The sequence below is a fragment of the Proteus hauseri ATCC 700826 genome, assembly GCF_001654965.1.
Lineage (GTDB): Bacteria > Pseudomonadota > Gammaproteobacteria > Enterobacterales > Enterobacteriaceae > Proteus > Proteus hauseri.
Genome location: NZ_LXEV01000032.1, coordinates 21540 through 44688, shown reverse-complemented (window position 1 = coordinate 44688; position 23149 = coordinate 21540). Strand labels below are relative to the sequence as shown.

Sequence of the window (23149 nt, the reverse complement as noted above, 5' to 3'; positions counted from 1 at the left end):
TACAGCTCAGCTATAAACCTCTCACTGTAATTACTGTGGTGCTACTGGTGATGATTTTTCAATATAAACAGTTTGAGATGGAAAAGCAAAATCAGCGCCATGTTTATGCACAATATCTATCATCTTTAAATAAACTTCTTGTTGGGCTGCTAACCATTCGCCCCACACTGTTGTTTTGGTAAAACAATACACCATGATATTAAGAGATGAGTCAGCAAATTGATTAAAATAGACCAGAATAGTTTGCTGAGTGTCTATTTTTTCATTTTGCATTAACATATTACGGATATCTTCTACTATCACACCGATTTTATCTGAATCTTCATAACGTAAACCAATTTCTGTTTCGATACGTCTATTGGTCATCCTGCCTGGGTTTTCAACGCTAATAGATGAAAATACAGAGTTGGGAATATATAAAGGTCGATGGTCAAAGGTAATAATTTTGGTAATACGCCAGCCAATTTCCACTACTGTTCCTTCAATATTACGATCAGGAGAACGTACCCAATCACCAATATTAAAAGGGCGATCAAAATAGAGCATCACACCGGAAAAAAGGTTGCTCATGACATCTTTACTTGCCATACCAATGGCAATGCCGCCTAAGCCACCAAAGGTCATTAATCCCGACAAGCTCATGCCAAAATGTTCACCAAATAATAAGATGATAACGACGAAAAGGGTAATTTTAAAGACACGAGAAATAATACGTGCTGATGTAGGGTCACTTCCTTTTTTAATTTGGTTTTGCTCTAATCTATTAATCAGCAAAAAGAATTTTCGCATCAAAATTAAGGCAATAGCCGCAGAGGTAAAGAAATTAACCAGTTTGAAAGAGATAAAGTGGAGATTAAAATCCACTATCGCCATTTCAACGTATTCTCCTAAGATAATCACTAAACTACATAGTAAGATAGCTTGGCTAATATGAATAATAATATTTCTTTGGCGTTTTTTCTTTTTGTGTTGAAAAAAAGAAATAATCAAAAAACCAATAAAACAGGCTAAAACAATCCCCACACCAATGGAGTACTTCATTATTAATGCTTCATTCATCAGCCTAACGTCTCCTTATAAAATCGCTTTTATATGATGCTACTTTAGTTATTAAGCTACCTTGCTGATTTAATAAAATAACTGCTTATTTCTGTTTTTTACTAGCATGTTGATAAGTTGGATAAGCGGGGGGCCGCATAAATAACGTTACCGCTAAGATAAGCAAAACAGGAATAGTAAGAATAAGAAAAGCAGGAGTAAAACTGCCCGATATATCTTTAATTGCACCAGCAAAAAAAGGTGCTAAACAAGCTAGTGTCGAAATTAAATTCATCACTGAGAAAAGCTCAAGATAAGGTGCCCGCCCAAAATAATTAGCCAGTAATATGCTTGATGCTAAAAAGGTCATGCCATAACCAATACCCACACAGATGGTAAATAAAATCAGATAGAGCCATGAATTCGCCATACTTAATGCGAATAAGCCGATAATAATAATACTCAAGCTTGCGATAAGTAGTTTTTTCGGTTCTAGCCATTCACCTATCGCACCACCCGCTAAGCGTGAAAATGCATTGATAAATGCCATCGTACTTAATAGTGTTGCAGCAATGGTTTCACTAAAGCCATTTTCAATAATATGAGCAACGGCAAAGCTATTTACGGTAATACCACACCAAAGAAAGGCGGTGTAAGTGGCAGCGATAACATAAAATTGCCATGTTCTTAAAGCATGGCGAGCTGTCCAAATCTCTTTGGTTTGATAGATACGTTTAGTGGTTTGCAGTTGGCTAATTTTTTTCGCATGTTCTTGTTCTGTTTTCCCTTCACGCAAAAATAAAATGGTAATTAAGGTAATAATAGTGAGTGCTATGGCAGAGATAAGCCAATGCATACGCCATGTATGCCATAAATGCGTTGCTAAAAAATAGATCCAAGGGCCTGCAACGCCACCTAAACCACCAATAGTAAAATAGACACCAAAAGCAAAGGACTGTTTTTCAAATAACCGAGAGATAACATAGGTGCCGGGAACGGTTGCCAGCAGAGTAAAACCAATACCTAACAGTGCGGTACCAAGAAAATAGCAAGCAATAGTGTAGGTTTCATATAAAAAATAGAAACCACTGACAAAAATCATTAATCCAATTAATAGTGTAAGGCGAACACTGAGCTTACGGATGAGCAGAGTAGGCAAAAAACTGGCAAGTCCACAGGTTAATCCTAACAAAGTAAAACCGAGGCCTGCTTGTGTCCAGTTCCACTCTAGCTCATTTATCATGCTTGGGAGAACGACACCTAACGAAGTAAACGTAGTTGCTGTGGCTAAAAAATACACCAAACCCAGTAATATCAGCATAGTCCACTGATACACGGGGCCAAAAATCTGTTGCGTGGCTTGCATCCTGACTCCATCAAACGGGTGCAGTAACCTGAATAATCAGGAGAAAATAGCGAATAACAGACCTTTATTTTAAAGGTCTGTTCGTTAAGGGCTATTATTCTCTAACTTTATGAGTCGGACTGCTAGCTTAATTTTTCTAAAGCCCATTTGATAGGATACTGATAAGCCTCATCAAGCAGAGGGCTTAATTGATTTAATGTGTTTTGAAGTGATTGGGTATCATTGTGTGTGATATTTAAATGTCCCACTTTGCGCGCTGGACGTACTTCTTTTTCATACCAATGAAGATGGACTAAAGGTAACGACAGCCACTGGGGATGCACTTCAGTACCAATAAGATTTACCATTACCGAAGTTTGACTCACTTCAGGTGTTGGCATCGGTAAATTTAATATGGCGCGTAGGTGCAATTCAAATTGGCTAATTGATGCACCATTTTGAGTCCAATGACCGCTGTTATGTACGCGAGGCGCTAATTCATTGATAAGTAGTTTATTACCAAGGATAAAACACTCCATTGCCATTACACCAACATAATTAAGCTTATTAAGAATAGCCTCAAGCATTTGCTGGGCTGATTGTTGTAGTGTTGGTGATGGCGTTGGTAGTGCGACACTCATGCGTAAAATACCATCTTGATGAAGATTATGTGTTAAAGGGTAAAAAACACAATTGCCGTTGTTGTCTCTAGCACCAATCAATGATACTTCGCCAGAAAATGGGATCCCTTGCTCAACGATGCATTCGCCATAAATTTCTGCAGGAAGTTGGTTTTCTTCGCCAGGATGGATACGCCATTGGCCTCTGCCGTCGTAGCCACCAACACGGCGTTTTACAATTATAAAATCACCAAGTTGAGCATAAATATCTGGCCATTGATCAGGGGATGTTAACGGCATCCAAGGTGCAGTTGCTAAATTGAGCTCATCAAGTAACTGTTTTTGCGGTAAGCGGTCTGCAAGTAGCGGAAAAATATCACGATTAACAAAGTTAGAATGACGCTCAAGTTCCTTAGTTAATGCCGTTTGTGGCCAACGTTCGATTTCTGCCGTTATAACACTTTGTTGATAAGGTACGGCTTCGGGTTCTGCATCTAGCCCAATAGGATAAACTGAAATACCTAGAGGTTCCCCAGCTTGGCGCAGCATTCTACCAAGTTGACCATTCCCAAGGACACAAACGGGTTTCATAGCGCCTCCCTAGGATCTGGGTTATTCAGTACATCGTCAGTTTGTGTAGTTCGCCATGTTGTTAATGAATCAAAAATAATAGGGTTATGTAAGGCTAAAATTTGTGCTGCTAATAAAGCAGCATTAGCTGCACCAGCCTTTCCGATAGCTAAGGTGCCAACTGGGATACCTTTTGGCATTTGAACAATAGAATAAAGGCTATCAACGCCACTTAATGCAGCACTTTGTACCGGTACGCCTAAAACAGGAACTAATGTTTTTGCTGCTAACATTCCTGGTAAATGGGCAGCACCACCTGCACCTGCGATAATTACATCAAAGCCGTTGTCTTTTGCATTTTCAGCAAAGCTAAATAGCTTATCAGGTGTGCGATGTGCAGAGACAATTTCAACATGATAAGGAAGTTGCAGTGCATCTAATACATCAGCAGCATGAGACATTGTTGCCCAGTCACTTTTAGAACCCATCACTATGGCAATTTGTGGCGAAGGAGTATTTAGACCAACTTGAGAAGACATTACTTAACTGCTCCTGTAAGCATAAACAGAGATAGCCTGATAAACAGAAAGTGATAGTATCACGCTAATACGTCAAGGAAAACGTTTGCGTAAAGAAAAAAACGTCTTTTTATCGTGTAAATGACAGTGGTAAATTAAAAGGGAAAAGAGATTAATTCAATGTTTTCAGCAGTGACTTTAAACATAGAGCCTTCTGTGTGCCATGCGCCTAATACACCGCGGTAATGATTCTCTCCCTCAATCTCAACTGTGTGAATAGCGGGGCGATGAGTGTGACCATGGATCATCCATTGGGTATTAAAATGCTTAAAAGTATCGATAACTGTTTGAGAATTTACATCCATAATCGTTTCAGATTTATAACGATTGGCATGTTGGCTGCGTGTTCGCATTTTATCTGCAATACGAAGCCGGATAAAAAGAGGAAGAAGCAAAAATAGGCGTTGAATAAGCTTATTATGCACTTTTTTTCGATAACGTTGATAGGACTCATCATCGGTACAAAGCGTATCACCATGTAAGATTAAGATGCGATGCTGATAAATCTCAAGTACTTTTTCTTGTGGCAATATCGTGATGCCACTCTCTTTGGCAAAACGTGAGCCAATTAAAAAATCACGATTTCCATGAATAAAATAACAAGGAATACCTGCATTTTTCAGTTGCATTAATGCTTGAGCTATTTGTGGATGTAATGGATTTGGGTCATCGTCACCAATCCAAAAATCAAAAAAATCACCTAAGATATAGAGCGCATCGGCATAAACAGCCTGTTCTTTTAAAAAGCGAAGAAAACCGGCAGTAATTGCCGGTTCATGTTCACTTAAATGTAGATCTGCGATAAACAGCGTACACATAAAAAGTGACTGCTTATTCGCTAACAGTAACGCTGTTGATTACGATATCTTCACGAGGAACATCTTGGTGGGAACCGCTGCGACCCGTAGATACAGCTTTGATTTTATCAACAATATCCATCCCTTCAACAACTTCTGCGAATACACAGTATCCCCAGCCATTTGCATTTTCAGCACGGAAATTTAAGAAATCATTGTCTGCTACGTTGATAAAAAATTGTGCAGTTGCAGAGTGTGGATCGTTAGTACGAGCCATTGCCAATGTGCCACGGTTATTTTTTAAGCCATTGTTTGCTTCGTTTTTAACGGGTGCTTTGGTCGCTTTTTGCTTCATACCAGGTTCAAAACCACCACCTTGGATCATAAATCCATTGATAACGCGGTGGAAAATAGTGTTATCGTAGAATCCTTCTTTACAGTAGTCTAAAAAATTCTCTACGGTTGCAGGTGCTTTATCTGCAAATGTATTAATCACGATATCGCCGTAATTGGTATGAAAAGTAACCATATTTAGATCCTAATATAATTTTAGCTTTACCCAGACTTGGGCAGAAACAATTGTGCTTTTTTTTATACCACAATTACCTTATTTAGTCAGTATTCATCTTTTTTTCACTGGCATTTTTCGCTTAAATCAGTGGGTAAAATAAGTAAAAAACACTTTTAGCCAATTTTTTGGCTGATAAAGCGAAATTTGATTGTTCACAGTCAACTATTGGGCAGTGAAAATAAGTGCAGAGCAGAGTAATATAAGCGGTTGTTAATCTGAATTGCTTTTGTAATTGGTGTTCAAAACCCTTATAAAGGTAATGTTATATTGGTATTTTATCGTTGTAATTACTATTTTTATTATTACATACGTAATTTGCGTATATAGACATGTAATAAACACGTACAGTTGAAAACGGGAACGTCCTCTGATGCTAAAGATTTATAATACTCTCACTCGCCAAAAAGAAGAATTTAAGCCTATCCATGCAGGGAAAATAGGTATGTACGTGTGTGGCATCACTATTTATGACCTATGTCACATTGGTCATGGACGTACATTTGTGGCGTTTGACGCTATAACCCGTTATCTGCGTTTTTTAGGATACGATGTTAATTATGTCCGTAACGTCACGGATGTTGATGACAAAATTATCAAACGTGCGATAGAAAATAATGAAACCTGTGATCAACTAACAACTCGAATGTTAGCTGAAATGCACAAAGATTTTGATGCACTGAATATTGCTCGTCCTGATTCTGAGCCACGTGCAACTCATCATATTGCTGAAATTATTGCGTTAACAGAGAAACTGATTGAACGTAAACATGCTTATGTTGCTGATAATGGCGATGTGATGTTTGCGATAGATACAGACTCTGATTATGGTTTACTTTCTCGCCAAGATCTTGAGCAACTGCAAGCGGGTGCTCGTGTTGAAATTGCTAACGCAAAACGTAACCCAATGGATTTCGTATTATGGAAAATGTCTAAACCGGGAGAGCCAAGTTGGGAGTCTCCGTGGGGAGCAGGTCGCCCTGGTTGGCATATCGAATGTTCTGCGATGAATGGTAAAGAGTTAGGCCATCATTTTGACATTCATGGCGGTGGTTCTGATTTAATGTTTCCACACCATGAGAACGAAATTGCACAGTCAACTTGTGCTCATGATGGTCCTTACGTTAATTACTGGATGCACTCTGGTATGGTGATGGTAGACAAAGAAAAAATGTCTAAATCGCTAAATAACTTTTTTACTATTCGTGATGTGCTTGCGTATTACGATGCTGAAACTGTTCGTTATTTCTTATTATCAGGCCACTATCGTAGTCAGCTAAATTATACTGAAGAGAACTTAAAACAGGCTCGTACCGCGTTAGAGCGTTTATATACGTCATTACGTGGTACAGATTCAAATGCACAACCCGAGGGGGGCGAAGCATTTGAAGCTCAGTTTATTGAAGCGATGAATGATGATTTCAATACACCTGAGGCTTATTCAGTACTCTTTGATTTAGCTCGTGAAGTAAATCGCCTAAAAGTGGTTGATATCAATGGAGCCAATGGATTAGCAGCAGTACTACGTAAACTTGCTAAAGTACTTGGTTTATTAGAACAAGAACCAGAGCACTTTTTACAAAGTGGCGCTAAAACTGAAAGTGCTGATGATGTTGAAAAAATTGAAGCGTTAATTCAGCAACGTAATGATGCACGTAAAAATAAAGATTGGGCAGCCGCTGATATTGCTCGAGATGCATTAACGGCAATGGGAATTGTATTAGAAGATAGCTCACAAGGAACAACGTGGCGTCGTAATAACTAATATTTGTCTGAGATGCTCAGTTAAATAAGCCAAATAAAAATATCGGATATTTATTATCCGATATTTTTTTCATTATATTGAGTTGTTATTATCATCTAATGAGGCGTTGGTCGGCGAGGGAGCATAAAGGTATATTTATAATTTTAATGGTGTTAATTCAACTTCAGTCATCATACGAGCGAGTTGCTCGCGATCTGTAATACCTACATTGGTTTGGCTAACCGCCAAGGCTGAAACGGCTGTTGCAAGGCGTAATGTATGTTCACTTGTTTGGCGCATCATTAAACCATAAATAAGCCCACCAACCATAGAATCACCCGCACCTACAGTGCTTACAACATCACATTTAGGCGGTTTAGCCATCCAAGCACCAGATGCATTGACCCACATTGCTCCTTGTTCACCTAATGAGATTACAACATGAGCAATGCCTTGCTGACGCAAATCTTGTGCCGCTTGCACGATATCTGAAAGTTCTGGTAAAGGTTTACCAGCCCAAATCTCTAGCTCATGGTGATTAGGTTTTACCAACCAAGGCGATGCTTTTAATCCAGCGACAAAAGCATCTCTGCTACTGTCGAAAATAATACACATGCATTCACTGCGTAGTTTTGTCATCCAGGCAGTAAAATCATTTAAATCAACACTGGGGGGAACACTCCCACTAACACAGATCATATCAAACTGACCCGCCCAACTTAGTGAGTCGTTAACGAATTTATGCCAATCTTGTTTAGTGATATCAAAACCTGAAAAATTAAAATCTGTCACTTCACCATTTGGCTCAGTCAGTTTTACATTTATACGTGTACGACCTTCAACCAATTGAAATCGATTCACAATACCAGATTCACTAAACTCTTTTTGAAAGCCATCTTGATTCTCTTTACCCAAAAAACCACCTACAGTGACATCAACGCCTAAGCTTTTTAAGACTTTAGCAACATTGATACCTTTGCCTGCTGCATGAAAACCCGCTGTTTTAACGCGGTTAACTTCACCAAGTTCAATAGGCGTACTTAATCCCACTAGATCATAAGCAGGATTGAGGGTAATGGTCGCGACTCTGCGTCTCATGCTAATTTCTTACCCTAAGCAATAGAATAGGTAAGCATTTTTTCTCTGCCATAAGAGTAAAAACGTTACCTTGAATAGGTTGGTTAAGCATAAGATCTCCTGTTAGATAAAACATCAAATAATGCATAAATAGCGTAAAACTGCTTGTTAAATAATATCACTAGGCTGAATCGTTTCAAATTATAAGTTATAATTTAGTACAAACAATGCTCTTTTGCCTATCTAAAGTAAGGAAAAATTAGATCCAAATCACGTTTTGGTGCTTTAAATCAATAATAAATAGACAAAATAGTCACTGAAAGATTGTTGTTTTAGTTTTGAATACTATATCTAAAATTAATATTTATTTTATAAAACAATACGTTATGCTTTACATTGTCACGTTGTATTTTTGAATATGATAAATATATTCTTTTTAAGATAATAGATTATAACCATAAATGATGTTTAAAAAGATGATTTAAATTAGATAATTTCAGTTTTATATTAATAAAAATATTAAAATTCAAAACGTTATCTTATTTTTTATTTTAGAAGTTAAAATAAAAGAAGGTAAAACAACTCAAAAAACAAGATAGAGAGGAAAAAAACATTAAAAATAAGAAAAGCGCTACTTACAAAGTAACGCTTTGGGTAACACTATCAAATTGCTGATTATTTGCTGACGGTGGCTGAAAACTCACCAAAGGTCACAACTTTGCCCGCTATAATCTTACAGCGTTTACGTGTTTCCACTTTGCCATCTACGCTGACTTTACCTTCAGCAATAAGATTTTTTGCTGCTGCACCACTTTCTGTCCAGCCTTGAAGTTTTAATAAATCACAAAGCTCAACATAGTCGTGCCCATCTAATTGAAATTTTTCCATTGCTTAATAATTACCTGTTTCAGGATCATGATACTCTTCACATGCCTGTAAAGTGTTTTGAATAAGTGTTGCTACTGTCATTGGGCCTACGCCACCAGGAACAGGTGAAATCCAGCCTGCGCGCTCTGATGCTTGTGCAAAATCGACATCACCCGTTACTTTACCATTTTCAAGGCGATTAATACCTACATCAATAACGATAGCACCAGGTTTTATCCATTCTCCAGGAATAAAGTTAGGTTTACCTACAGCAACGATTAACAAATCAGCATGTTCGACATGAAAACGCAAATCTTTGGTGAATCTATGAGTCACTGTTGTTGTGCAGCCTGAAAGTAATAGCTCTAAGCTCATTGGACGGCCAACAATATTAGATGCACCAACAATAACGGCATTTAAACCATACAAATTGATATCGCAACGTTCTAGCAGTGTGACAATACCGCGAGGTGTGCAAGGGCGCAATTTAGGTGCACGTTGGCATAAACGGCCAATATTGTAAGGATGAAAACCATCAACATCTTTATCAGGATGGATGCGTTCTAATACTTTGACATTATCGATACCAGCAGGAAGAGGCAGCTGTACTAAGATACCATCAATAGTGTCATCATTATTAAGTTGATCGATTAGGTTTAATAAATCAGCTTCACTGGTTGTATCGGGTAAATCATAAGAACGAGAAACAAAGCCAACTTCATCACAAGCACGGCGTTTGCTAGCGACATAAATCTGCGATGCAGGGTTATCACCCACTAAAACAACAGCTAAACCAGGGGCGCGTTTGCCTGCTTCAAGACGCTGTTTTACTTTTTCTGCAACTTCACTTCTAATGGTCTGCGCAATCGTTTTCCCATCTATAATTCTTGCTGACATCTGTACATCCAAATTATCTAATTACGGTATGTGTCTATTTTGTCAGATCAAGAGCAATCTGTCAGTTGCTTCCTTGCCATATTTTAACCACATAGATTGATATCGTTGAAAAAGCGTTGACTCTCAGAATGTTGAACGTATAATTCACACCCGTTATCAGCAAGAACGATGACGCCTATCTTTTCTAGGCGCCCTTAGCTCAGTTGGATAGAGCAACGGCCTTCTAAGCCGTAGGTCACAGGTTCGAATCCTGTAGGGCGTACCATTTAAAATCAATGAGTTACAAGATTTTAAAAAGAAACCCGCAAGAGATGCGGGTCAAGTAACGGGTCAAGTTAGCATTACAGTTTTTCACTTCTAACCCACTCTTCATAGACATGTTCTGGCCAGCCTAAAAACGTACCACCTTTTGTTCTTTCTGGTCTGGGAAACTCATTTCGTTTTGCGTACATTCTCCAAATTGTAGGTTTGCTTTTGCCAGTTAACTGGATCATTTCCTTCCACTTAATGTATCGAGTCACACTTGTCATTTTTTATTTCCTTCCCTATACCCGTTCTCCATAATGCACTGTGCGATAGTCGCTGGTGGGTTATCCCAATGGGCATCAAAAATGATATCGTTTAAATGATATTTACTGATGTCATCTAAAGTCTTAGGTAAGGTGTCATGGGGTAATTTTAAACAAATAGAATCACCCGTCATGCTTACTGCAATATCAATGATCTGCTCAGTGGTAAAATCTGTTTTACGATAACCGGCTTTCCAGACTGCATCAGTTATATCACCGGGATCACTACCTGCATTTTTGATGACACTAACGAGATTGAAATCTAAAGTTGTCATTAATCATCATCCTTAATTAAGCTGTAAACTTTATCAGCAATATCAAAAGCATTATCAGCCACTGCTAATACAAGTAATTTAGGATCACCAAATGATTTTTTTGTCAGAAGTGAAAAATCGAAAAGCACACTTTTGCTATCTTTTGTTTTCAGCATTCCCGTAATAACACGGCCAAATAGTAGATAAGGCAAGGCTAAATACATGGACTGCAATAAAGGTGCTTCACCTTTAATAAATTCCTGCTCAAAAAGACGATTAAATGACGGGTACTTATCTTTGATTAAAGTGAGTTTTGTTTTATAGTAGGGATAGAAATTTTCATCCTTCTCTTGCTTATAATGAATAGCGACATAAGAACCATCGTCATATGATTTAATATGTGTATATTCAGCATCGCTAGGAATTGCTTCATCAAATTGAATAACAATATCATCACTGAATTCAGAGTTGTGTTTCATGCGTAATACTACATGCCCATTAGACACTTCGATATGTTCAGCGTTGATATGTACACAGTTAGTAACAAGACGAACATCATCACTCATTTTTAATAATGTAAGTGCAGCTCTTAATTGGCTTGTCTCGATGTAAGGTAATTTAGTTGTCATTTTTTACCGTCCTTAGTGCATAGTTGGCATAGCTAGAAATCCGTTATTAGCTTCTAACTCGCGAATATAATCATCATGAAGAATACAGAGCCCTTCACGTCCTTTTTCTGATAGGCGAGGACCATGTTCAAGGGAGATGTCCAGAAAGCCGATATAGGCTTTTATGATGAAGTCAGGACAATAATCTTTATAGATACCCCCTAACTCTTCGATAAGAATGCTTTCAAAATGGCTTGCAAGACAAAGGCGCAAAGAAGCTGGGTAAATGGTTAAAGCGTTTTCTCCGTTACTGTAAATAGTGGCAAGATCAACACCGCCTTCTTCATTACGAATTTCAGTGGTGCCATTCTTTTCTTGTAGTTCACGAATAAAGCAAGTTGCTACCACCCAGCGCCAGACAGAAATTCTCTGTTCAGGTGTTAATGTTTCAGGTTCATCAGCTAACTTACCCATGACTGCAGCGGCTAAATATAAACCTTTCAATAACTCTTTATCGTATTGACCTGATTCAAGGGCTGTTACAGCTTCAGAGTAAGATATTAAAGCACCATCATCAGAAATAACGCCATTACTAGTATCAGTAAAATAAGCCATTATTTACCCTCCTAGCCAATTGCCTGAAACAATCCCATTTTAGGATGATGCCAGCGAGTGCCACGTTTTTCGGCTTCACTCATCATTGCCTTGAATGCAGATATAAAATCAGCTTCATGAATAATGGCCATAGGCCTAGGCATACCTTCGGGCGTAAGAATAGTTATTTTATTTTTGCGAACATTGAACTGTTTGGTGAGTGTTTTGCATTTATCCACCGTCATACCTGATTTAGTTCTCGCCAGAGAGTACCCAATCCAACCTACAGGGATCGTTCCTTGTTTTATTTGCTCAACGACTTCATTCACTTGTTCAACTTTTTGCTCTACATGAGATATACGGCGTTCGCTTTCTAAGTTAGCCAGCGCCATAGCAGCAATAATTTCTGCTTGTGATTTTGGTTTGACTCGTTCATCTTCAAGTTCTTTCCAGCGATCAACTAACCGAGCTGTAAACTCTGGGGACAGTTGCGCAACGACAATTATACTGTCTCGTTTACCTTTTTCACCTGTGAAAACATAATGTAGTGGAGTGGTTCCGTTTGCTGCTTTAATCCCATCCACCGTTGGTGGTTCGGATATAACATTTTTCTCTGCCAACCGTTCGATAGTTCTTTTAACACTATCTTCACGGCTACCAACTAATTCGGCGATCTCTTTAGAGGTCATTGACGCATTGGTGCTAATTAAATTATTCATATTGACTATCCTTAGTGTATTAATTGACTTTTACCTTGTGAGATAAGCAAAGTGGCGCTATTGATGAGTAGTTGATCAAGCATGTCTTGCATCCATTTATCACCTTCTTCGCCTTTTGCTTTGTTACCTTCGTAAAAACGGAACAGGGCGAATACGCCATCGCCTGACTGATCGAGAATGACTGACTCAACTTTTACAATGAGTAGCTTCTCGATAATTTTTAAATCCAAATCGACAACAATATTTTTGTGTCTAAATGAAAACTGCTCATTAAGACCAGGACCGAATCGCGTTACACAGGAGATTAAATATTTATTTGCTACAATCGTTCTTAAATTATCAACAATGTGCTTAACAAATATCTCTTTTTCTTCTGGTGTTAATTTACGATTTGACTTAATAGCTTCTTTATCTAATAAGGAAGCAGGGAAACCTTTTTCTTTTAAATATTCGATGATTTCATTTGTTGTCATTTTTTTACTATTCATAACATGCCACCCGGTATTTTAATTTTGGCTTTATCTAAACAACGCTTAGATGATTGATTACTTATTTTTTGTTGATAACTCATTGCGCCTTTAGCTGGTGGATCTGCGATAATAAAAGCTTGGTTATATTGCTCTAGTGCGCGTCTATAAAATCCTTTCCCCTCTAATTGCTTACCTTTTTTCATGAATTCAGAATACGTCATGATATTTATATTCCTCTCCATTTAAGTAAGGAGGTAAATACTCAACGATATAATCAATCATGAATTTACCCATTTCAGAAATAGAGCCGTTAGATTTATATAAACGCTCATAGGTGTTATAGATATCTTTATCACTCCACTTACAACGTTGTCGACAATCTTTTTCTTCATAGATATCACGGAAGAAATTATTTAAATTTTCAAAGTTAATTTCTGTAATAACAGTTTTACTATTTACCTTTGATTTAAACTCAGCTTTCTTTCCATTTTGTTTAATGTAAATAAGCACTGAGTTGATAAAACGCTTTCTTCTTACCTCAAGTAAATTAACTTTATCCATGTTGCTTACTCCTGATTCAGAGCGCAGCAATCCCTAGCATGAACGCTATAATTAATTTTTATGTAGTGGATATTTTATTTATTGGTTAAAGCATTATTTAATTCGTAATATAATCTATCAGCTTCTTTTTCTGCATCATCATATTTAGCGACAGCTTTGGCATATTCTTTTTGCAATCGTTCAATATTACGTTCCTGCTTTAATCGCTCTTGGAGTTCGGTTAGTTTAGCTTCCTTGCGTTCCATAAAGTGTTCGGTAGGCTCGCCACGCTTGAAAGCGATTGTGCCATTTTCAAGTTCGCATCGTTCACCTTGATAATTAGTCTCAATGCCTTCTTTATGGAATTCACACTCAGTGAGAATGTTGGCTAGCTTGTTTAATGCTGAACGTTCACTCAAGTAAGCACGATTAGCACCTGCGATAATATAAACAGGGCGCATAGCAATAGTAATTTGATTATCAGTTGCTTTCTCAATAGCTTCGTGTTGGTTATTCATTCCCGTGTTCCTTTTATTTTTCGATTTGATATTTCGTATTCAACTCCACCAAGTTTGTCATTTAATATTGATATCAATAATGACACTTGGCTTAAAAATAATCCCACATCACCAAGATGATCTTTACCATCGGGATAATTTTCATTAGCATCAGCCCAAAACATAAAATCGCCGAATATCTTCATTCCTGTAATGAGTGAGTCAATAGCTAATTCTAAATTAGCTCTTAAATTACCTATTTCTTTTCCCGATAATTTGTTTAAATCAGGAAGGGTAATTAATTCATCGATATTCATTAGGCCTCCGTGAAGCTTACTTTTTTATAAATAGTTTCTAAATTTAATTTTGCTGACTGGATTAAATTTGTAATTTGAATATCGTAATTTTTAATATGACCGCTTTCTTCAGCTACTTTTAAATTAATTGCAGTTTCTAATGTGTTTAAAATACACCCGACAGCCGTTTCAATTGTATCGTTATTACTGATTTTAATTTCACCGATAGGCTTTGGTGATTTGTCAGTATTAATGCTTGATACATTTTCTTTAGCTCTTTCTATATTGGCTACTGCAGATTCAATCGCATTAAACATATTATCGCTAGGTGTTACGTTATCGTTGATAATGAGATTTAAAATAGAAGTTGCATAAAGTAATTCATCACAGGCAGATTCTTTTAATTTAGTGTTATTCATCATTTAAAACCTCATTAATTTCATCTTCTGCTTGAGATAACAAGCTAAGTTGAATCGCTTGCTCTTCGCTATTACGAGAAAGAAACTGAGCTGAAATTAAGAATGCTTTTACTCGATGTAATGTATCTAGCATTTTCCCGCTATCTACAGTAATTATTTCTTTTGTCATGATCATTATCTCTCTGTGCATTTTCTTCGATTAACCAGATCGAGATGTCACCTGATAATTCGTAAGCCAATCCGATTAAACTTTCTATTTCAGGTTGACCCGATATACGTTCAGCATTGAGCTGGAATAAAAGGGCGTTTAGTTGGTCACTTTTTTTTGCAACAGCTTCTAAGTTGAGTTCGTGAGCCATAATTAAGCCTCGCAAGGAAATTGAGCAGAGAAAACAACATTACCACCGAGTAATTCTTTAGCTTGTTCAGCGCTGGTGGCCATAACTTCTTTTTTCTCTGGATGCTCTGTTTTAGTCCAAAAACGAAACAAGAACATAGGTAACATTACTCCTGTATTTATGTCAGGTTTCGGTAAATCAGCTATTGCAGTAGAATGTAAAATGGTCATCTTATAATTCCTCTGTTTTTGGGGTACAAAAATTTGTCATTTCACCTTCTCCGTAAGCCAACCAGTTACGATCAATACCTAATGCTTTGGCTATTACGCTAGTGCGACACACCCCTGATACCTTTCCGTTTATCACCTGACTAATTGTGCTTTGCGATACGCCTATTTTTTTTGCTAATTCAATCTGAGTCATTCCGGAGTAAGCAAGTGCTAGACGTAAACGTTCTGCAAATGAGTTGCAAGTAGCGAGAGTTTCTATCGCTAGAGTCTTTGGTTGCTGGTCAGATTCAGGCTTATTTTCGATAATAGAGTTAATTGTCTTACTTTTCTCTATCGCCATTTCTATCAGTGATTGAACTTCACTTGATGAGCTTGACTCAAGCGCACAGCCAAGCAGAGTTTGCACCTGTGAATTTGTTCGTAACAATTTTGATTCATCAATAATCTGGATCATGACACGCCCTCAATAATTACCTTTCGAAACCTAGGTTACAAAAAGCTGGGTTTTGTGTCAATAGAGAAATGAAAGAAAAGTTTCGGGTGAATAAAGGTAGGAAAGAAATTCGATAGTTGCAGACAACAAAAAACCCACCGGAGTGGGTTAGTTTTCATCTCATCATCCGATTTAGATTGCTTCAGATTCCCTATAATTAATATTTTCTGGTATGAATTTTCTATATTTTTCTTCTAGGTAATCTGTAGCTGTCGTTCTGCTTGCTTCATACCCTAGTTGTTTTTGGAAAAAATGTAGCCTTGCTTGTGCTGCCTGAATTATTTCAGACCAAGTATAAATCCACACTGATAGGTTATCTTTTTCATAAATCAAACCTCTAGCCCTGTTCGTTTGGTCGATTTCTTCTAATGCAAAACTATCCATTTCATTTGAAACAGCTATAAAAGTCCATCTAGTATTTGTTTTGTCAAATCTTTCATCCGATGAAACAGCAAATGCATAGCTTTTTATTTGAGATATTATTTCGGCATTTATTTTTTGTGATGGACGCTTTATTTCAACAACTAAGTGCTCAATTTTACCCTCACTCGGCTGTCTAGTTTTACTCAGCATCAAATCTATTCTTCCAGTAGAGCCATCAGGACGAGTTACTGGCTCGCTCTCATCATCGGACCGCTTTCCTAACTTTTGCATGTGCTTTTTAAGAACTTCATTTAAAGTTTCTTCACTACCAGTTAGGTAAAAGTCCTCTCTAAATATCCAAGCTTCTTTTTCTAAGATCTTATGCAGCTGATCTCTTTCCAGTAGGGCCTTCTTTGATTCCTTATCAAAGACTAGTTGCCTCAAACCATGAATAAAATCAAGCCTATCTGTAACAGATTTTGAAGCGCTAATAATAGATGAAAATGTAGTTTTTTCTAGTAGGTTAGCTAAATCGTCCTGCTCTTCTTGGGATAATTCCAAAACATCATTAACTATCTTCTGGACTGACTCTGGATTAGATTCAAGAGCCTGCTTCAATAACTTAAAAGTAAATTTTTTAGTTTTATTATCCGATTTTTCAAACTTTTTTAAATACGTCTGAACATTTACTGCCAATATATCGAATACTTTTTTTTCAGCCTCTAGGACAGGATTGAAAGTATTAACGTTTTCATATGGATATATGTTTTCATCAACCCAAGAGCTAACAACTTTACTTCTTTCTATGGACTTTAACTCTAAAAAATAATCTAAAGTTTTATCTGTAATGATTCTTCTTATTGCCGTAAGCTCATCTGACAGATCTATTTCTTGTAGCGTGCCATTGTCTTTGCATTCATCAAAATAGTCAGACTCTGCAAACACTGTAAAATTAGAGATTACGGCAGGTAATTTTTTAGTTATTTTTTCTTCGTATAGAGTAAATCCATTTTTATTACAATAATTTACCTGCTTGCAGGATTTTATGCTTTCCTTCCATTCAACTATGTTTATTACTAACTCTATTGTCAAATCTTCACTAACATAGACATCGCCCATATTGATTTTTTTAACACTTTTTTGTACCAAATCAGGCGTTATTTCTTCATCCTTAAAAAATAGCTTTTTATCTTTATACTTTGATAAATACATGCAAAATATTTCAGCAAGCTTCACCTTAATCTCGGTGTTTAATATGCTTGCTTCTTTAGTTACATTGCTAATTGTGACCGTAGTCCCTTTCTTCTTTACTTTATTTTTAGTTTTTTCAGTTTTATGCGCTCTGAGCAACTCATTAACATCTGACTTAATTTTATAGTTATAACTGTCGTCACCATCTATATAATTGGTATCCCACTCAACAAGCCCTCCCAATGAAAAAGACTTAAATCTACCCTGCCCATTTTCTCCATGTAGATAATCTTCCCCTGATTTTTTTGCACTTTTTTTCCACGAACCGCCAAGGTCACCAAATAGATCGTCTAGCTTCTCAAAAACGATACCATCACCAGTATCCATTACCTCTATTGAGTCTATAGAACCCAAGTCATTATTATAAATTTTTACATGGACATTTTTAGCCTTAGCATCAAACCCATTCCAAATTAGTTCCGCCAATGCCTTTACTGGCGTTTCTTTAGATATTTTTTCCAGTAGGTCAGGATGAGCCTTTATATCAATAGGTTCCATGCTATAACCTTTCAGTAAAAAGTTGACAATTTTTTTGATCATAGCAGTTTGGACCTATTTATGTTATCTGTTAATTTACACAGGGAATAAACACTGTATATAAAAACAGTATATCTTGTTTTTTAGGGAGCTCAAGAGAAGTCTTGCAAGGATTCTTTTAGTAATTCGGATATCTTCGGACAAGGTTGGGATTGTAGCTTTCAAAAAACGAACAAAGGGCACGGATGCCCTGAGTTTGAGCGATAAGAATCAAATACAGCAGTTTGTTTTGAAAGTTCAATGTATCATACGAAACGCATCATCATTTGAACCACGACGCCGATAATTTTACAATTACCATTAATCGATATCATTGGCCATGCTGGGTTTAAACCCTTGAGAAAATGACTACTTCCATCTATTACTAGTTTTTTAAAAGTAGCTTCATTGGTATCAGTCAGTTTAGCAATCACTAAGCTTCCATTTATAGGTTCTCTACCTGTATCAACAAGCACAAGCGAGCCTTCAGGAATACTAATCCCAATAGGGGCAGTCATTGAATCGCCCTCCACCCGTAGCCAGAATGCAGAGCCATGTACTTTGACCTCTGATTCATACCATTCATCTATTTGATCTAGTGTATATGGCTCGCAAGCCTCATTCCAATTCCCTGCTTGAACCATGCTCAATACTGGATATTTGGGGGACGGTTTGTATGGCCTTGGGTTTGATACATTTCTATCAAATTGCTCAGTAACTTCCTGCTTTGGTTCTTTCCCATGAAGTAACCATTTTGGTGAACATTTCATCGCTGCTGCAATCTTGAAAAGATTTGCTGATCTTGTGTCTTGAGATTCACCGAGTTCAATTTTACTAATTGTTACTCTCGACACACCTGTTAATTTTGCAAGGTCATCTTGCGACATACCCAGCTCAGTTCGCCGCTCAAGCAATCTTTCTCCAAATGTACTCATTTTTTCGCCTCAAAAAGTTATTCCGAAACTAATATATCAAAAAGAATTGAAACTTAACTTTCTTTTTAATATGATTTAACGAAAGAAAACTTTCAAGGATAAATTATGAATTTATATGAAATCTTAAAAGGCATTCATAAAACGAATGCTGCGATAGGCAAAGCTTATCCGTTAAAAGGGAAGGCTCGTAGTAGTCAAGGCGTTGGTAAATGGAAGTGGCGTGGTGTTCCTGAAGATGTGGCAATTCTCTGCCATTACGACCCTGAAATCCCATATACACATGAGCGATTAAATCATGCACCAAATCAACATGCCGATGCCTGAATATTACTTCCATGATGATGCTAAGTGGATTCAGGAACAACTTACGAAGTTAAGCCCAAGCATGAGACAGAAGGCATTAGTTAAATATTCAGAAGTGTATCAAACGGAATGGGAACGAGAACAAGTTCCCTACCGTAAAGACAACAAAGCTCGTCATGAAGCTAACGTCAGATTAAGAGAGTTCATAAAGCGTTATCAGAGAGCAATGCAAGGGTATACAGCAAAGCCGTTATCGATTTAGCAGTAATTAGGTTTAGGAGTTATTGGAGGTTAAGACGTTTAGCCGTCTAGGTTGTTTTCTGGGGAAGAGGGGAAAACTTTCTAGGGGGGAAAGGGGGGTGATCTTTGAAAGGGGTGTTAGGGAAGGCACAGCCAAGGGAGTGAGTAGATCTTAAATATAGATCTCTATAGGAGTTAAAAAGCCAACAGCCGTTTAGACGTCCAGATAAAAATAAATCCCTTCCTTTGGCAGTGCTAATTATTAGATGAGGAAACCGATGTTAACAATCACACCAAATTTTGCACAGGAACGCGGATTGACGATGTTACGTCAGGCATGGAAGCAAAATAGAACATTCATGATTTATAGCCCAACAGGAAGCGGAAAAACGGCATTAGCCGCGTTTATTACTGACGGACATATTCAGCGTGGAATGAGAGTGATGTTTCTTGTTCCTTACACCATTTTGATTGATCAAACAGCCAGCCGTTTTATTGAGTATGGGTTGCCAGCCGAAGAGATTAGCTATGTATGGCGCGATCATCCTAATTACGATCCGACCCGTTTTATTCAGATAGCGTCAGCAGATACCGTTATTCGTAGAGATTTTCCAGACAACATCGATTTACTCATTATCGATGAGGCACATTTACGCCGTAAGAAAATATTAGAAGTGATCAGTGAAAGTGAATTCAAGGTAATTGGTTTGTCTGGCACACCGTTTGCGCCATTTCTTGGTCATTACTACGAGACATTGATTAAGCCAACCACGATGAAAGAGTTGATCAAGCGTGGTGATTTAAGCTCATACGAGTTCTATGCGCCGACTAAACCCGATTTATCAAAAGTGAAATCGTCCAGCAACGCAGAGTTCGGTAGTGATTACAAAGAAGCTGAGATTGCTGAAATCATGAGTGGTGCGGACTTGGTGGGGGATATTGTTGATAACTGGTTGGTGAATGGTCGAAATCTACCTACGATTTGCTTTTGCGTCACAGTCAGTCATGCCAATTTTGTCACCGTCGAGTTTAATCGTGCAGGTGTCAATGCTGAGGTGATCACCGCAGATACGCCACATGATGAGCGTCAGATCATTATTCATCGGTTTGAGCAAGGCGCGACTAAGGTGCTTGTAAGTGTGGGAACATTGATTGCCGGCTTTGATAGTGATGTTCGTTGCATTATTTACGCTCGTCCAACTAAATCAGAAATTCGTTGGTGTCAGGCTATTGGTAGAGGATTGCGTACTGCGCCAGGGAAAGAAACTTGCCTTATTTTCGATCACTCCGGTTCTGTTCACCGCTTAGGTTATCCAGATGACATTGAGTATGACGAACTACCTACCAAAAACGACGGTATGAGTGAATCTTCGTCTAGCCGAGAGCAAGAAAAACGAGAGAAGAAACCGAAAGAATGTTCCTCTTGCCATTACATGAAACCAGCAGGTGTTTATGTTTGCCCTAAATGCGGATTCAAACCTTTAGTCGGTGAAGATATTGATGTTGATACTAGCCGAAACATCAAAAAGTTGAATAAAAAAGAGCGCACTTACACCCAAAAAGACAAGCAAAGCTGGTGGTCTCAATTGAAATACTACCAGAATCAACGTGCGACACAGGGTAAGCCGATTAGTGACGGCTGGGTTTCTAATACCTTCAAAGATAAATTTGGCGTATGGCCACAAGGTTTTCATGACACGCCACAAGAAATCACACCTGAAGTGAGCAACTTTATTAAATATAAACAAATCGCCTTTGCTAAATCTCGCAAGAAGGCGCAAGTCAATATTCAAAAATTACGCACTCAAATTAGCCACCAGCCACAGCAAGGAGGTTTACTGTGAATACAATTGATGCCGTAAAAGGGCTATGGGCAAAAATATTTGCACATTATGGATTACCTCCTATAACGGGGCGTAAGCACTTTAAAGGAAAGTGCCCTATCTGCGGACAAAAAGGAAAATTCCGTATTGATGATAAAGACGGGCGAGGAACTTACATCTGTACATGTGGTTCGGGTAATGGCTTTCAATTACTGGAAAGAACACAAGGTAAAGACTTTAAAACATTAGCAGATGAAATTGATGTATTGATTGGTAATCAGCGAGAAAAAGAAGCTATTTTGCCAACTAAAATAAATAAGAATAATTTATTCCAACGCATCACTGGCTGTTATTCCAAACTACCCATACTGAAAAACACACCCGCCATGCAGTATTTGCAGAATCGAGGAGTTTTTGAATTACCAGCAGATAATGTCCGTTATTGTGATCATCAACCTGTTCGTAATAGTTTTGACAAATTTCAAGCTATTTGGTCACTAGCTACTGATGCTAAAGGGCAACTTTGTTATTTACATAGAACATATTTACAAGGAGACAAAAAAGCCCCTCTTGATGTTGTGAAGAAAATGACCGCGGTGCAGGAAGATAACTATTTAGAGTATGCAGAATCTGTCGCGATAAGAATGTTTCCTGTCGATACCACACTTGGCATAGCTGAAGGTATCGAGACGGCACTTTCCTGTAAGCAACTCTATGGTGTAAATACTTGGTCGGTCATTAATACTAACTTCATGAAAAAATTCAAAGCACCGAAGGGTGTTACGCATCTTGTTATTTTTACAGATATGGATTGGAATGCGGCAGGTCATGCGGCCGCTATGGAGTGTGCACATAAAAACCTACTTTCTAATAATGATGTAGAAACGGTCAGTGTGAGATGGCCTGATAATGGTGATTTTAATGACATGCTAACAGAAGCTTGTGAGGTAAGAGAGTTAGTATTTTCAAGACAACATAAGGAAGTGGCGTAATGCGTGATATACAACAGGTATTAGAAAGATGGGGTGCATGGTCGGCAGATAATACAGAGTCGGTTCAATGGTATTCGATTGCTGCGGGATTTAGTGGATTAATACCAAGCAAGGTTAAAGCTCGTCCTCAATGCTGTGAAGACGATGCAATAATTATTTCTAGTTGTATGGCGCAATTGAATAAAAAGAATAGTGATATGCATGATCTATTGCTTGATTATTACTTATTCGGAATGACATTTATGCAACTTGCTAACAAGCACAATTGTTCTGATGGGCATATAGGTAAAAAATTACAAAAGGCAGAAGGAATAATAGAAGGTATGTTAATGATGCTAGATGTTCCATTAGAGATGGATCGATATGTAGAAAAAATCATATAAAAACTTTACGTACGTAAAAATGATGATATTGTGATAAGACTGACATCAAGGTCAACTAGCTTATGAACCTCATTTAAAGTGAGGTTTTGTGTTTTTATTGGTTATTCTCTTTGTCTGCGCTTTTAATTTTTAAAATGAAATAGCTTCATATTAAATATGAAATAGTTTCAATATCCATTTTTTTTATTAATGCTATGTTTGGTAGCAAAATTCTT

Annotated in this window: 31 protein-coding genes and 1 tRNA gene; 7 read left to right on the top strand and 25 right to left on the bottom strand. The window is 37.6% G+C overall.

Annotated elements, in window-relative coordinates:
* Nucleotides 1-30: 30 nt before the first annotated feature.
* From M997_RS14745 to ppiB, 6 genes are all read right to left on the bottom strand, one after another.
* Nucleotides 31-1059 (bottom strand): mechanosensitive ion channel family protein, encoded by a 1029-nt coding sequence (locus M997_RS14745; protein WP_064720871.1) that lies wholly within the window; start codon nucleotides 1057-1059, stop codon nucleotides 31-33.
* 85 nt (nucleotides 1060-1144) lie between these two features.
* Nucleotides 1145-2404 (bottom strand): MFS transporter, encoded by a 1260-nt coding sequence (locus M997_RS14740; protein WP_064720870.1) that lies wholly within the window; start codon nucleotides 2402-2404, stop codon nucleotides 1145-1147.
* Nucleotides 2405-2526: 122 nt separating this feature from the next.
* Nucleotides 2527-3594: a 5-(carboxyamino)imidazole ribonucleotide synthase gene (gene purK / locus M997_RS14735; protein WP_064720869.1), complete on the bottom strand. Its 1068-nt coding sequence runs from the start codon at nucleotides 3592-3594 to the stop codon at nucleotides 2527-2529.
* A complete protein-coding gene (purE, locus tag M997_RS14730) occupies nucleotides 3591-4112 on the bottom strand; it encodes a 5-(carboxyamino)imidazole ribonucleotide mutase (protein ID WP_064720868.1) in 522 nt (173 codons plus the stop codon). The genes purK and purE overlap by 4 nt, the downstream gene beginning before the upstream one ends.
* Nucleotides 4113-4246: 134 nt before the next feature.
* On the bottom strand, nucleotides 4247-4969 hold the full coding sequence (gene lpxH, locus M997_RS14725) for a UDP-2,3-diacylglucosamine diphosphatase (RefSeq protein ID WP_064720867.1): 723 nt from the start codon (nucleotides 4967-4969) through the stop codon (nucleotides 4247-4249).
* Nucleotides 4970-4982: 13 nt separating this feature from the next.
* On the bottom strand, nucleotides 4983-5477 hold the full coding sequence (ppiB, locus tag M997_RS14720) for a peptidylprolyl isomerase B (protein WP_064720866.1): 495 nt from the start codon (nucleotides 5475-5477) through the stop codon (nucleotides 4983-4985).
* 412 nt (nucleotides 5478-5889) lie between these two features.
* Here ppiB and cysS point away from each other — a divergent pair, with 412 nt between their 5' ends.
* Nucleotides 5890-7281 carry a cysteine--tRNA ligase gene (cysS, locus tag M997_RS14715; protein ID WP_064720865.1) on the top strand — a complete coding sequence of 464 codons (1392 nt, stop codon included), beginning with the start codon at nucleotides 5890-5892 and terminating at the stop codon, nucleotides 7279-7281.
* A gap of 135 nt (nucleotides 7282-7416) precedes the next feature.
* Here the strand turns inward: cysS and fruK are convergent, their stop codons facing one another.
* The 3 genes from fruK to folD all read right to left on the bottom strand — a co-directional run bounded on the left by fruK (nucleotide 7417) and on the right by folD (nucleotide 10101).
* The gene (gene fruK, locus M997_RS14710) at nucleotides 7417-8358 is read right to left on the bottom strand and encodes a 1-phosphofructokinase (RefSeq protein ID WP_064720864.1); all 942 of its coding nucleotides are present in this window, start codon (nucleotides 8356-8358) and stop codon (nucleotides 7417-7419) included.
* 654 nt (nucleotides 8359-9012) lie between these two features.
* Nucleotides 9013-9225, bottom strand: a complete 213-nt coding sequence (ybcJ, locus tag M997_RS14705) for a ribosome-associated protein YbcJ (RefSeq protein WP_064720863.1) — start codon at nucleotides 9223-9225, stop codon at nucleotides 9013-9015.
* Between the two features lie 3 nt (nucleotides 9226-9228).
* Complete coding sequence (gene folD / locus M997_RS14700) at nucleotides 9229-10101, bottom strand: bifunctional methylenetetrahydrofolate dehydrogenase/methenyltetrahydrofolate cyclohydrolase FolD (RefSeq protein WP_064720862.1); 873 nt, start codon at nucleotides 10099-10101, stop codon at nucleotides 9229-9231.
* Between the two features lie 188 nt (nucleotides 10102-10289).
* Between folD and M997_RS14695 the strand changes: the two genes are divergently transcribed.
* Nucleotides 10290-10366: transfer RNA gene (locus tag M997_RS14695), tRNA-Arg, on the top strand.
* A 76-nt stretch (nucleotides 10367-10442) separates the two neighbouring features.
* Here the strand turns inward: M997_RS14695 and M997_RS14690 are convergent.
* The 16 genes from M997_RS14690 to M997_RS14615 form a co-directional block, all read right to left on the bottom strand.
* Nucleotides 10443-10631: a helix-turn-helix transcriptional regulator gene (locus M997_RS14690; protein ID WP_064720861.1), complete on the bottom strand. Its 189-nt coding sequence runs from the start codon at nucleotides 10629-10631 to the stop codon at nucleotides 10443-10445.
* On the bottom strand, nucleotides 10628-10945 hold the full coding sequence (locus M997_RS14685) for a hypothetical protein (protein ID WP_036934679.1): 318 nt from the start codon (nucleotides 10943-10945) through the stop codon (nucleotides 10628-10630). The genes M997_RS14690 and M997_RS14685 overlap by 4 nt, the downstream gene beginning before the upstream one ends.
* Nucleotides 10945-11553, bottom strand: coding sequence for a hypothetical protein (locus M997_RS14680; RefSeq protein ID WP_036934676.1), 609 nt, complete (start codon nucleotides 11551-11553; stop codon nucleotides 10945-10947). The genes M997_RS14685 and M997_RS14680 overlap by 1 nt, the downstream gene beginning before the upstream one ends.
* A 12-nt stretch (nucleotides 11554-11565) precedes the next feature.
* On the bottom strand, nucleotides 11566-12147 hold the full coding sequence (locus M997_RS14675; RefSeq protein WP_064720860.1) for a hypothetical protein: 582 nt from the start codon (nucleotides 12145-12147) through the stop codon (nucleotides 11566-11568).
* A gap of 11 nt (nucleotides 12148-12158) precedes the next feature.
* Nucleotides 12159-12845 (bottom strand): Rha family transcriptional regulator, encoded by a 687-nt coding sequence (locus tag M997_RS14670; RefSeq protein ID WP_064720859.1) that lies wholly within the window; start codon nucleotides 12843-12845, stop codon nucleotides 12159-12161.
* Nucleotides 12846-12856: 11 nt separating this feature from the next.
* Entirely contained in the window at nucleotides 12857-13333 is a 477-nt protein-coding gene (locus M997_RS14665; RefSeq protein ID WP_064720858.1) for a hypothetical protein, read from the bottom strand.
* Nucleotides 13330-13536 carry a hypothetical protein gene (locus M997_RS14660; RefSeq protein ID WP_052038446.1) on the bottom strand — a complete coding sequence of 69 codons (207 nt, stop codon included), beginning with the start codon at nucleotides 13534-13536 and terminating at the stop codon, nucleotides 13330-13332. The genes M997_RS14665 and M997_RS14660 overlap by 4 nt, the downstream gene beginning before the upstream one ends.
* On the bottom strand, nucleotides 13523-13876 hold the full coding sequence (locus M997_RS14655) for a hypothetical protein (RefSeq protein ID WP_064720857.1): 354 nt from the start codon (nucleotides 13874-13876) through the stop codon (nucleotides 13523-13525). Before M997_RS14655 ends, M997_RS14660 begins: the two co-directional genes overlap by 14 nt.
* Before the next feature lie 74 nt (nucleotides 13877-13950).
* Complete coding sequence (locus M997_RS14650) at nucleotides 13951-14373, bottom strand: hypothetical protein (RefSeq protein WP_064720856.1); 423 nt, start codon at nucleotides 14371-14373, stop codon at nucleotides 13951-13953.
* Nucleotides 14370-14669, bottom strand: a complete 300-nt coding sequence (locus tag M997_RS14645; RefSeq protein ID WP_064720855.1) for a hypothetical protein — start codon at nucleotides 14667-14669, stop codon at nucleotides 14370-14372. Before M997_RS14645 ends, M997_RS14650 begins: the two co-directional genes overlap by 4 nt.
* Nucleotides 14669-15070, bottom strand: coding sequence for a hypothetical protein (locus tag M997_RS14640; protein WP_064720854.1), 402 nt, complete (start codon nucleotides 15068-15070; stop codon nucleotides 14669-14671). The genes M997_RS14645 and M997_RS14640 overlap by 1 nt, the downstream gene beginning before the upstream one ends.
* Nucleotides 15060-15236 carry a hypothetical protein gene (locus tag M997_RS17600; protein ID WP_169816681.1) on the bottom strand — a complete coding sequence of 59 codons (177 nt, stop codon included), beginning with the start codon at nucleotides 15234-15236 and terminating at the stop codon, nucleotides 15060-15062. Before M997_RS17600 ends, M997_RS14640 begins: the two co-directional genes overlap by 11 nt.
* Nucleotides 15237-15428: 192 nt before the next feature.
* The gene (locus M997_RS14630) at nucleotides 15429-15635 is read right to left on the bottom strand and encodes a hypothetical protein (RefSeq protein ID WP_064720852.1); all 207 of its coding nucleotides are present in this window, start codon (nucleotides 15633-15635) and stop codon (nucleotides 15429-15431) included.
* 1 nt (nucleotide 15636) lies between these two features.
* Nucleotides 15637-16089, bottom strand: coding sequence for a helix-turn-helix domain-containing protein (locus M997_RS17805; RefSeq protein ID WP_064720851.1), 453 nt, complete (start codon nucleotides 16087-16089; stop codon nucleotides 15637-15639).
* Nucleotides 16090-16260: 171 nt separating this feature from the next.
* The gene (locus M997_RS14620) at nucleotides 16261-18240 is read right to left on the bottom strand and encodes an ATP-binding protein (RefSeq protein ID WP_157957773.1); all 1980 of its coding nucleotides are present in this window, start codon (nucleotides 18238-18240) and stop codon (nucleotides 16261-16263) included.
* A 284-nt stretch (nucleotides 18241-18524) separates the two neighbouring features.
* The gene (locus M997_RS14615; RefSeq protein ID WP_064720849.1) at nucleotides 18525-19193 is read right to left on the bottom strand and encodes a LexA family protein; all 669 of its coding nucleotides are present in this window, start codon (nucleotides 19191-19193) and stop codon (nucleotides 18525-18527) included.
* Between the two features lie 105 nt (nucleotides 19194-19298).
* Between M997_RS14615 and M997_RS14610 the strand changes: the two genes are divergently transcribed.
* From M997_RS14610 to M997_RS14590, 5 genes are all read left to right on the top strand, one after another.
* The gene (locus M997_RS14610; RefSeq protein ID WP_064720848.1) at nucleotides 19299-19517 is read left to right on the top strand and encodes a hypothetical protein; all 219 of its coding nucleotides are present in this window, start codon (nucleotides 19299-19301) and stop codon (nucleotides 19515-19517) included.
* 61 nt (nucleotides 19518-19578) lie between these two features.
* A complete protein-coding gene (locus M997_RS14605) occupies nucleotides 19579-19758 on the top strand; it encodes a hypothetical protein (protein WP_239994717.1) in 180 nt (59 codons plus the stop codon).
* Between the two features lie 256 nt (nucleotides 19759-20014).
* A complete protein-coding gene (locus tag M997_RS14600; protein ID WP_064720846.1) occupies nucleotides 20015-21580 on the top strand; it encodes a DEAD/DEAH box helicase family protein in 1566 nt (521 codons plus the stop codon).
* Nucleotides 21577-22551, top strand: a complete 975-nt coding sequence (locus tag M997_RS14595; protein ID WP_064720845.1) for a DUF7146 domain-containing protein — start codon at nucleotides 21577-21579, stop codon at nucleotides 22549-22551. Before M997_RS14600 ends, M997_RS14595 begins: the two co-directional genes overlap by 4 nt.
* Nucleotides 22551-22934, top strand: a complete 384-nt coding sequence (locus M997_RS14590; protein WP_036934643.1) for an antiterminator Q family protein — start codon at nucleotides 22551-22553, stop codon at nucleotides 22932-22934. The genes M997_RS14595 and M997_RS14590 overlap by 1 nt, the downstream gene beginning before the upstream one ends.
* Nucleotides 22935-23149: the final 215 nt, after the last annotated feature.

Bases quoted from the DNA above. Each gene is read 5' to 3' on its own strand.
- M997_RS14745 (WP_064720871.1), bottom strand. From the start codon at position 1,059: ATGAATGAAGCATTAATAATGAAGTACTCCATTGGTGTGGGGATTGTT.
- M997_RS14740 (WP_064720870.1), bottom strand. From the start codon at position 2,404: ATGCAAGCCACGCAACAGATTTTTGGCCCCGTGTATCAGTGGACTATG.
- purK (WP_064720869.1), bottom strand. From the start codon at position 3,594: ATGAAACCCGTTTGTGTCCTTGGGAATGGTCAACTTGGTAGAATGCTG.
- purE (WP_064720868.1), bottom strand. From the start codon at position 4,112: ATGTCTTCTCAAGTTGGTCTAAATACTCCTTCGCCACAAATTGCCATA.
- lpxH (WP_064720867.1), bottom strand. From the start codon at position 4,969: ATGTGTACGCTGTTTATCGCAGATCTACATTTAAGTGAACATGAACCG.
- ppiB (WP_064720866.1), bottom strand. From the start codon at position 5,477: ATGGTTACTTTTCATACCAATTACGGCGATATCGTGATTAATACATTT.
- cysS (WP_064720865.1), top strand. From the start codon at position 5,890: ATGCTAAAGATTTATAATACTCTCACTCGCCAAAAAGAAGAATTTAAG.
- fruK (WP_064720864.1), bottom strand. From the start codon at position 8,358: ATGAGACGCAGAGTCGCGACCATTACCCTCAATCCTGCTTATGATCTA.
- ybcJ (WP_064720863.1), bottom strand. From the start codon at position 9,225: ATGGAAAAATTTCAATTAGATGGGCACGACTATGTTGAGCTTTGTGAT.
- folD (WP_064720862.1), bottom strand. From the start codon at position 10,101: ATGTCAGCAAGAATTATAGATGGGAAAACGATTGCGCAGACCATTAGA.
- M997_RS14690 (WP_064720861.1), bottom strand. From the start codon at position 10,631: ATGACAAGTGTGACTCGATACATTAAGTGGAAGGAAATGATCCAGTTA.
- M997_RS14685 (WP_036934679.1), bottom strand. From the start codon at position 10,945: ATGACAACTTTAGATTTCAATCTCGTTAGTGTCATCAAAAATGCAGGT.
- M997_RS14680 (WP_036934676.1), bottom strand. From the start codon at position 11,553: ATGACAACTAAATTACCTTACATCGAGACAAGCCAATTAAGAGCTGCA.
- M997_RS14675 (WP_064720860.1), bottom strand. From the start codon at position 12,147: ATGGCTTATTTTACTGATACTAGTAATGGCGTTATTTCTGATGATGGT.
- M997_RS14670 (WP_064720859.1), bottom strand. From the start codon at position 12,845: ATGAATAATTTAATTAGCACCAATGCGTCAATGACCTCTAAAGAGATC.
- M997_RS14665 (WP_064720858.1), bottom strand. From the start codon at position 13,333: ATGAATAGTAAAAAAATGACAACAAATGAAATCATCGAATATTTAAAA.
- M997_RS14660 (WP_052038446.1), bottom strand. From the start codon at position 13,536: ATGACGTATTCTGAATTCATGAAAAAAGGTAAGCAATTAGAGGGGAAA.
- M997_RS14655 (WP_064720857.1), bottom strand. From the start codon at position 13,876: ATGGATAAAGTTAATTTACTTGAGGTAAGAAGAAAGCGTTTTATCAAC.
- M997_RS14650 (WP_064720856.1), bottom strand. From the start codon at position 14,373: ATGAATAACCAACACGAAGCTATTGAGAAAGCAACTGATAATCAAATT.
- M997_RS14645 (WP_064720855.1), bottom strand. From the start codon at position 14,669: ATGAATATCGATGAATTAATTACCCTTCCTGATTTAAACAAATTATCG.
- M997_RS14640 (WP_064720854.1), bottom strand. From the start codon at position 15,070: ATGATGAATAACACTAAATTAAAAGAATCTGCCTGTGATGAATTACTT.
- M997_RS17600 (WP_169816681.1), bottom strand. From the start codon at position 15,236: ATGACAAAAGAAATAATTACTGTAGATAGCGGGAAAATGCTAGATACA.
- M997_RS14630 (WP_064720852.1), bottom strand. From the start codon at position 15,635: ATGACCATTTTACATTCTACTGCAATAGCTGATTTACCGAAACCTGAC.
- M997_RS17805 (WP_064720851.1), bottom strand. From the start codon at position 16,089: ATGATCCAGATTATTGATGAATCAAAATTGTTACGAACAAATTCACAG.
- M997_RS14620 (WP_157957773.1), bottom strand. From the start codon at position 18,240: ATGGAACCTATTGATATAAAGGCTCATCCTGACCTACTGGAAAAAATA.
- M997_RS14615 (WP_064720849.1), bottom strand. From the start codon at position 19,193: ATGAGTACATTTGGAGAAAGATTGCTTGAGCGGCGAACTGAGCTGGGT.
- M997_RS14610 (WP_064720848.1), top strand. From the start codon at position 19,299: ATGAATTTATATGAAATCTTAAAAGGCATTCATAAAACGAATGCTGCG.
- M997_RS14605 (WP_239994717.1), top strand. From the start codon at position 19,579: ATGAGACAGAAGGCATTAGTTAAATATTCAGAAGTGTATCAAACGGAA.
- M997_RS14600 (WP_064720846.1), top strand. From the start codon at position 20,015: ATGTTAACAATCACACCAAATTTTGCACAGGAACGCGGATTGACGATG.
- M997_RS14590 (WP_036934643.1), top strand. From the start codon at position 22,551: ATGCGTGATATACAACAGGTATTAGAAAGATGGGGTGCATGGTCGGCA.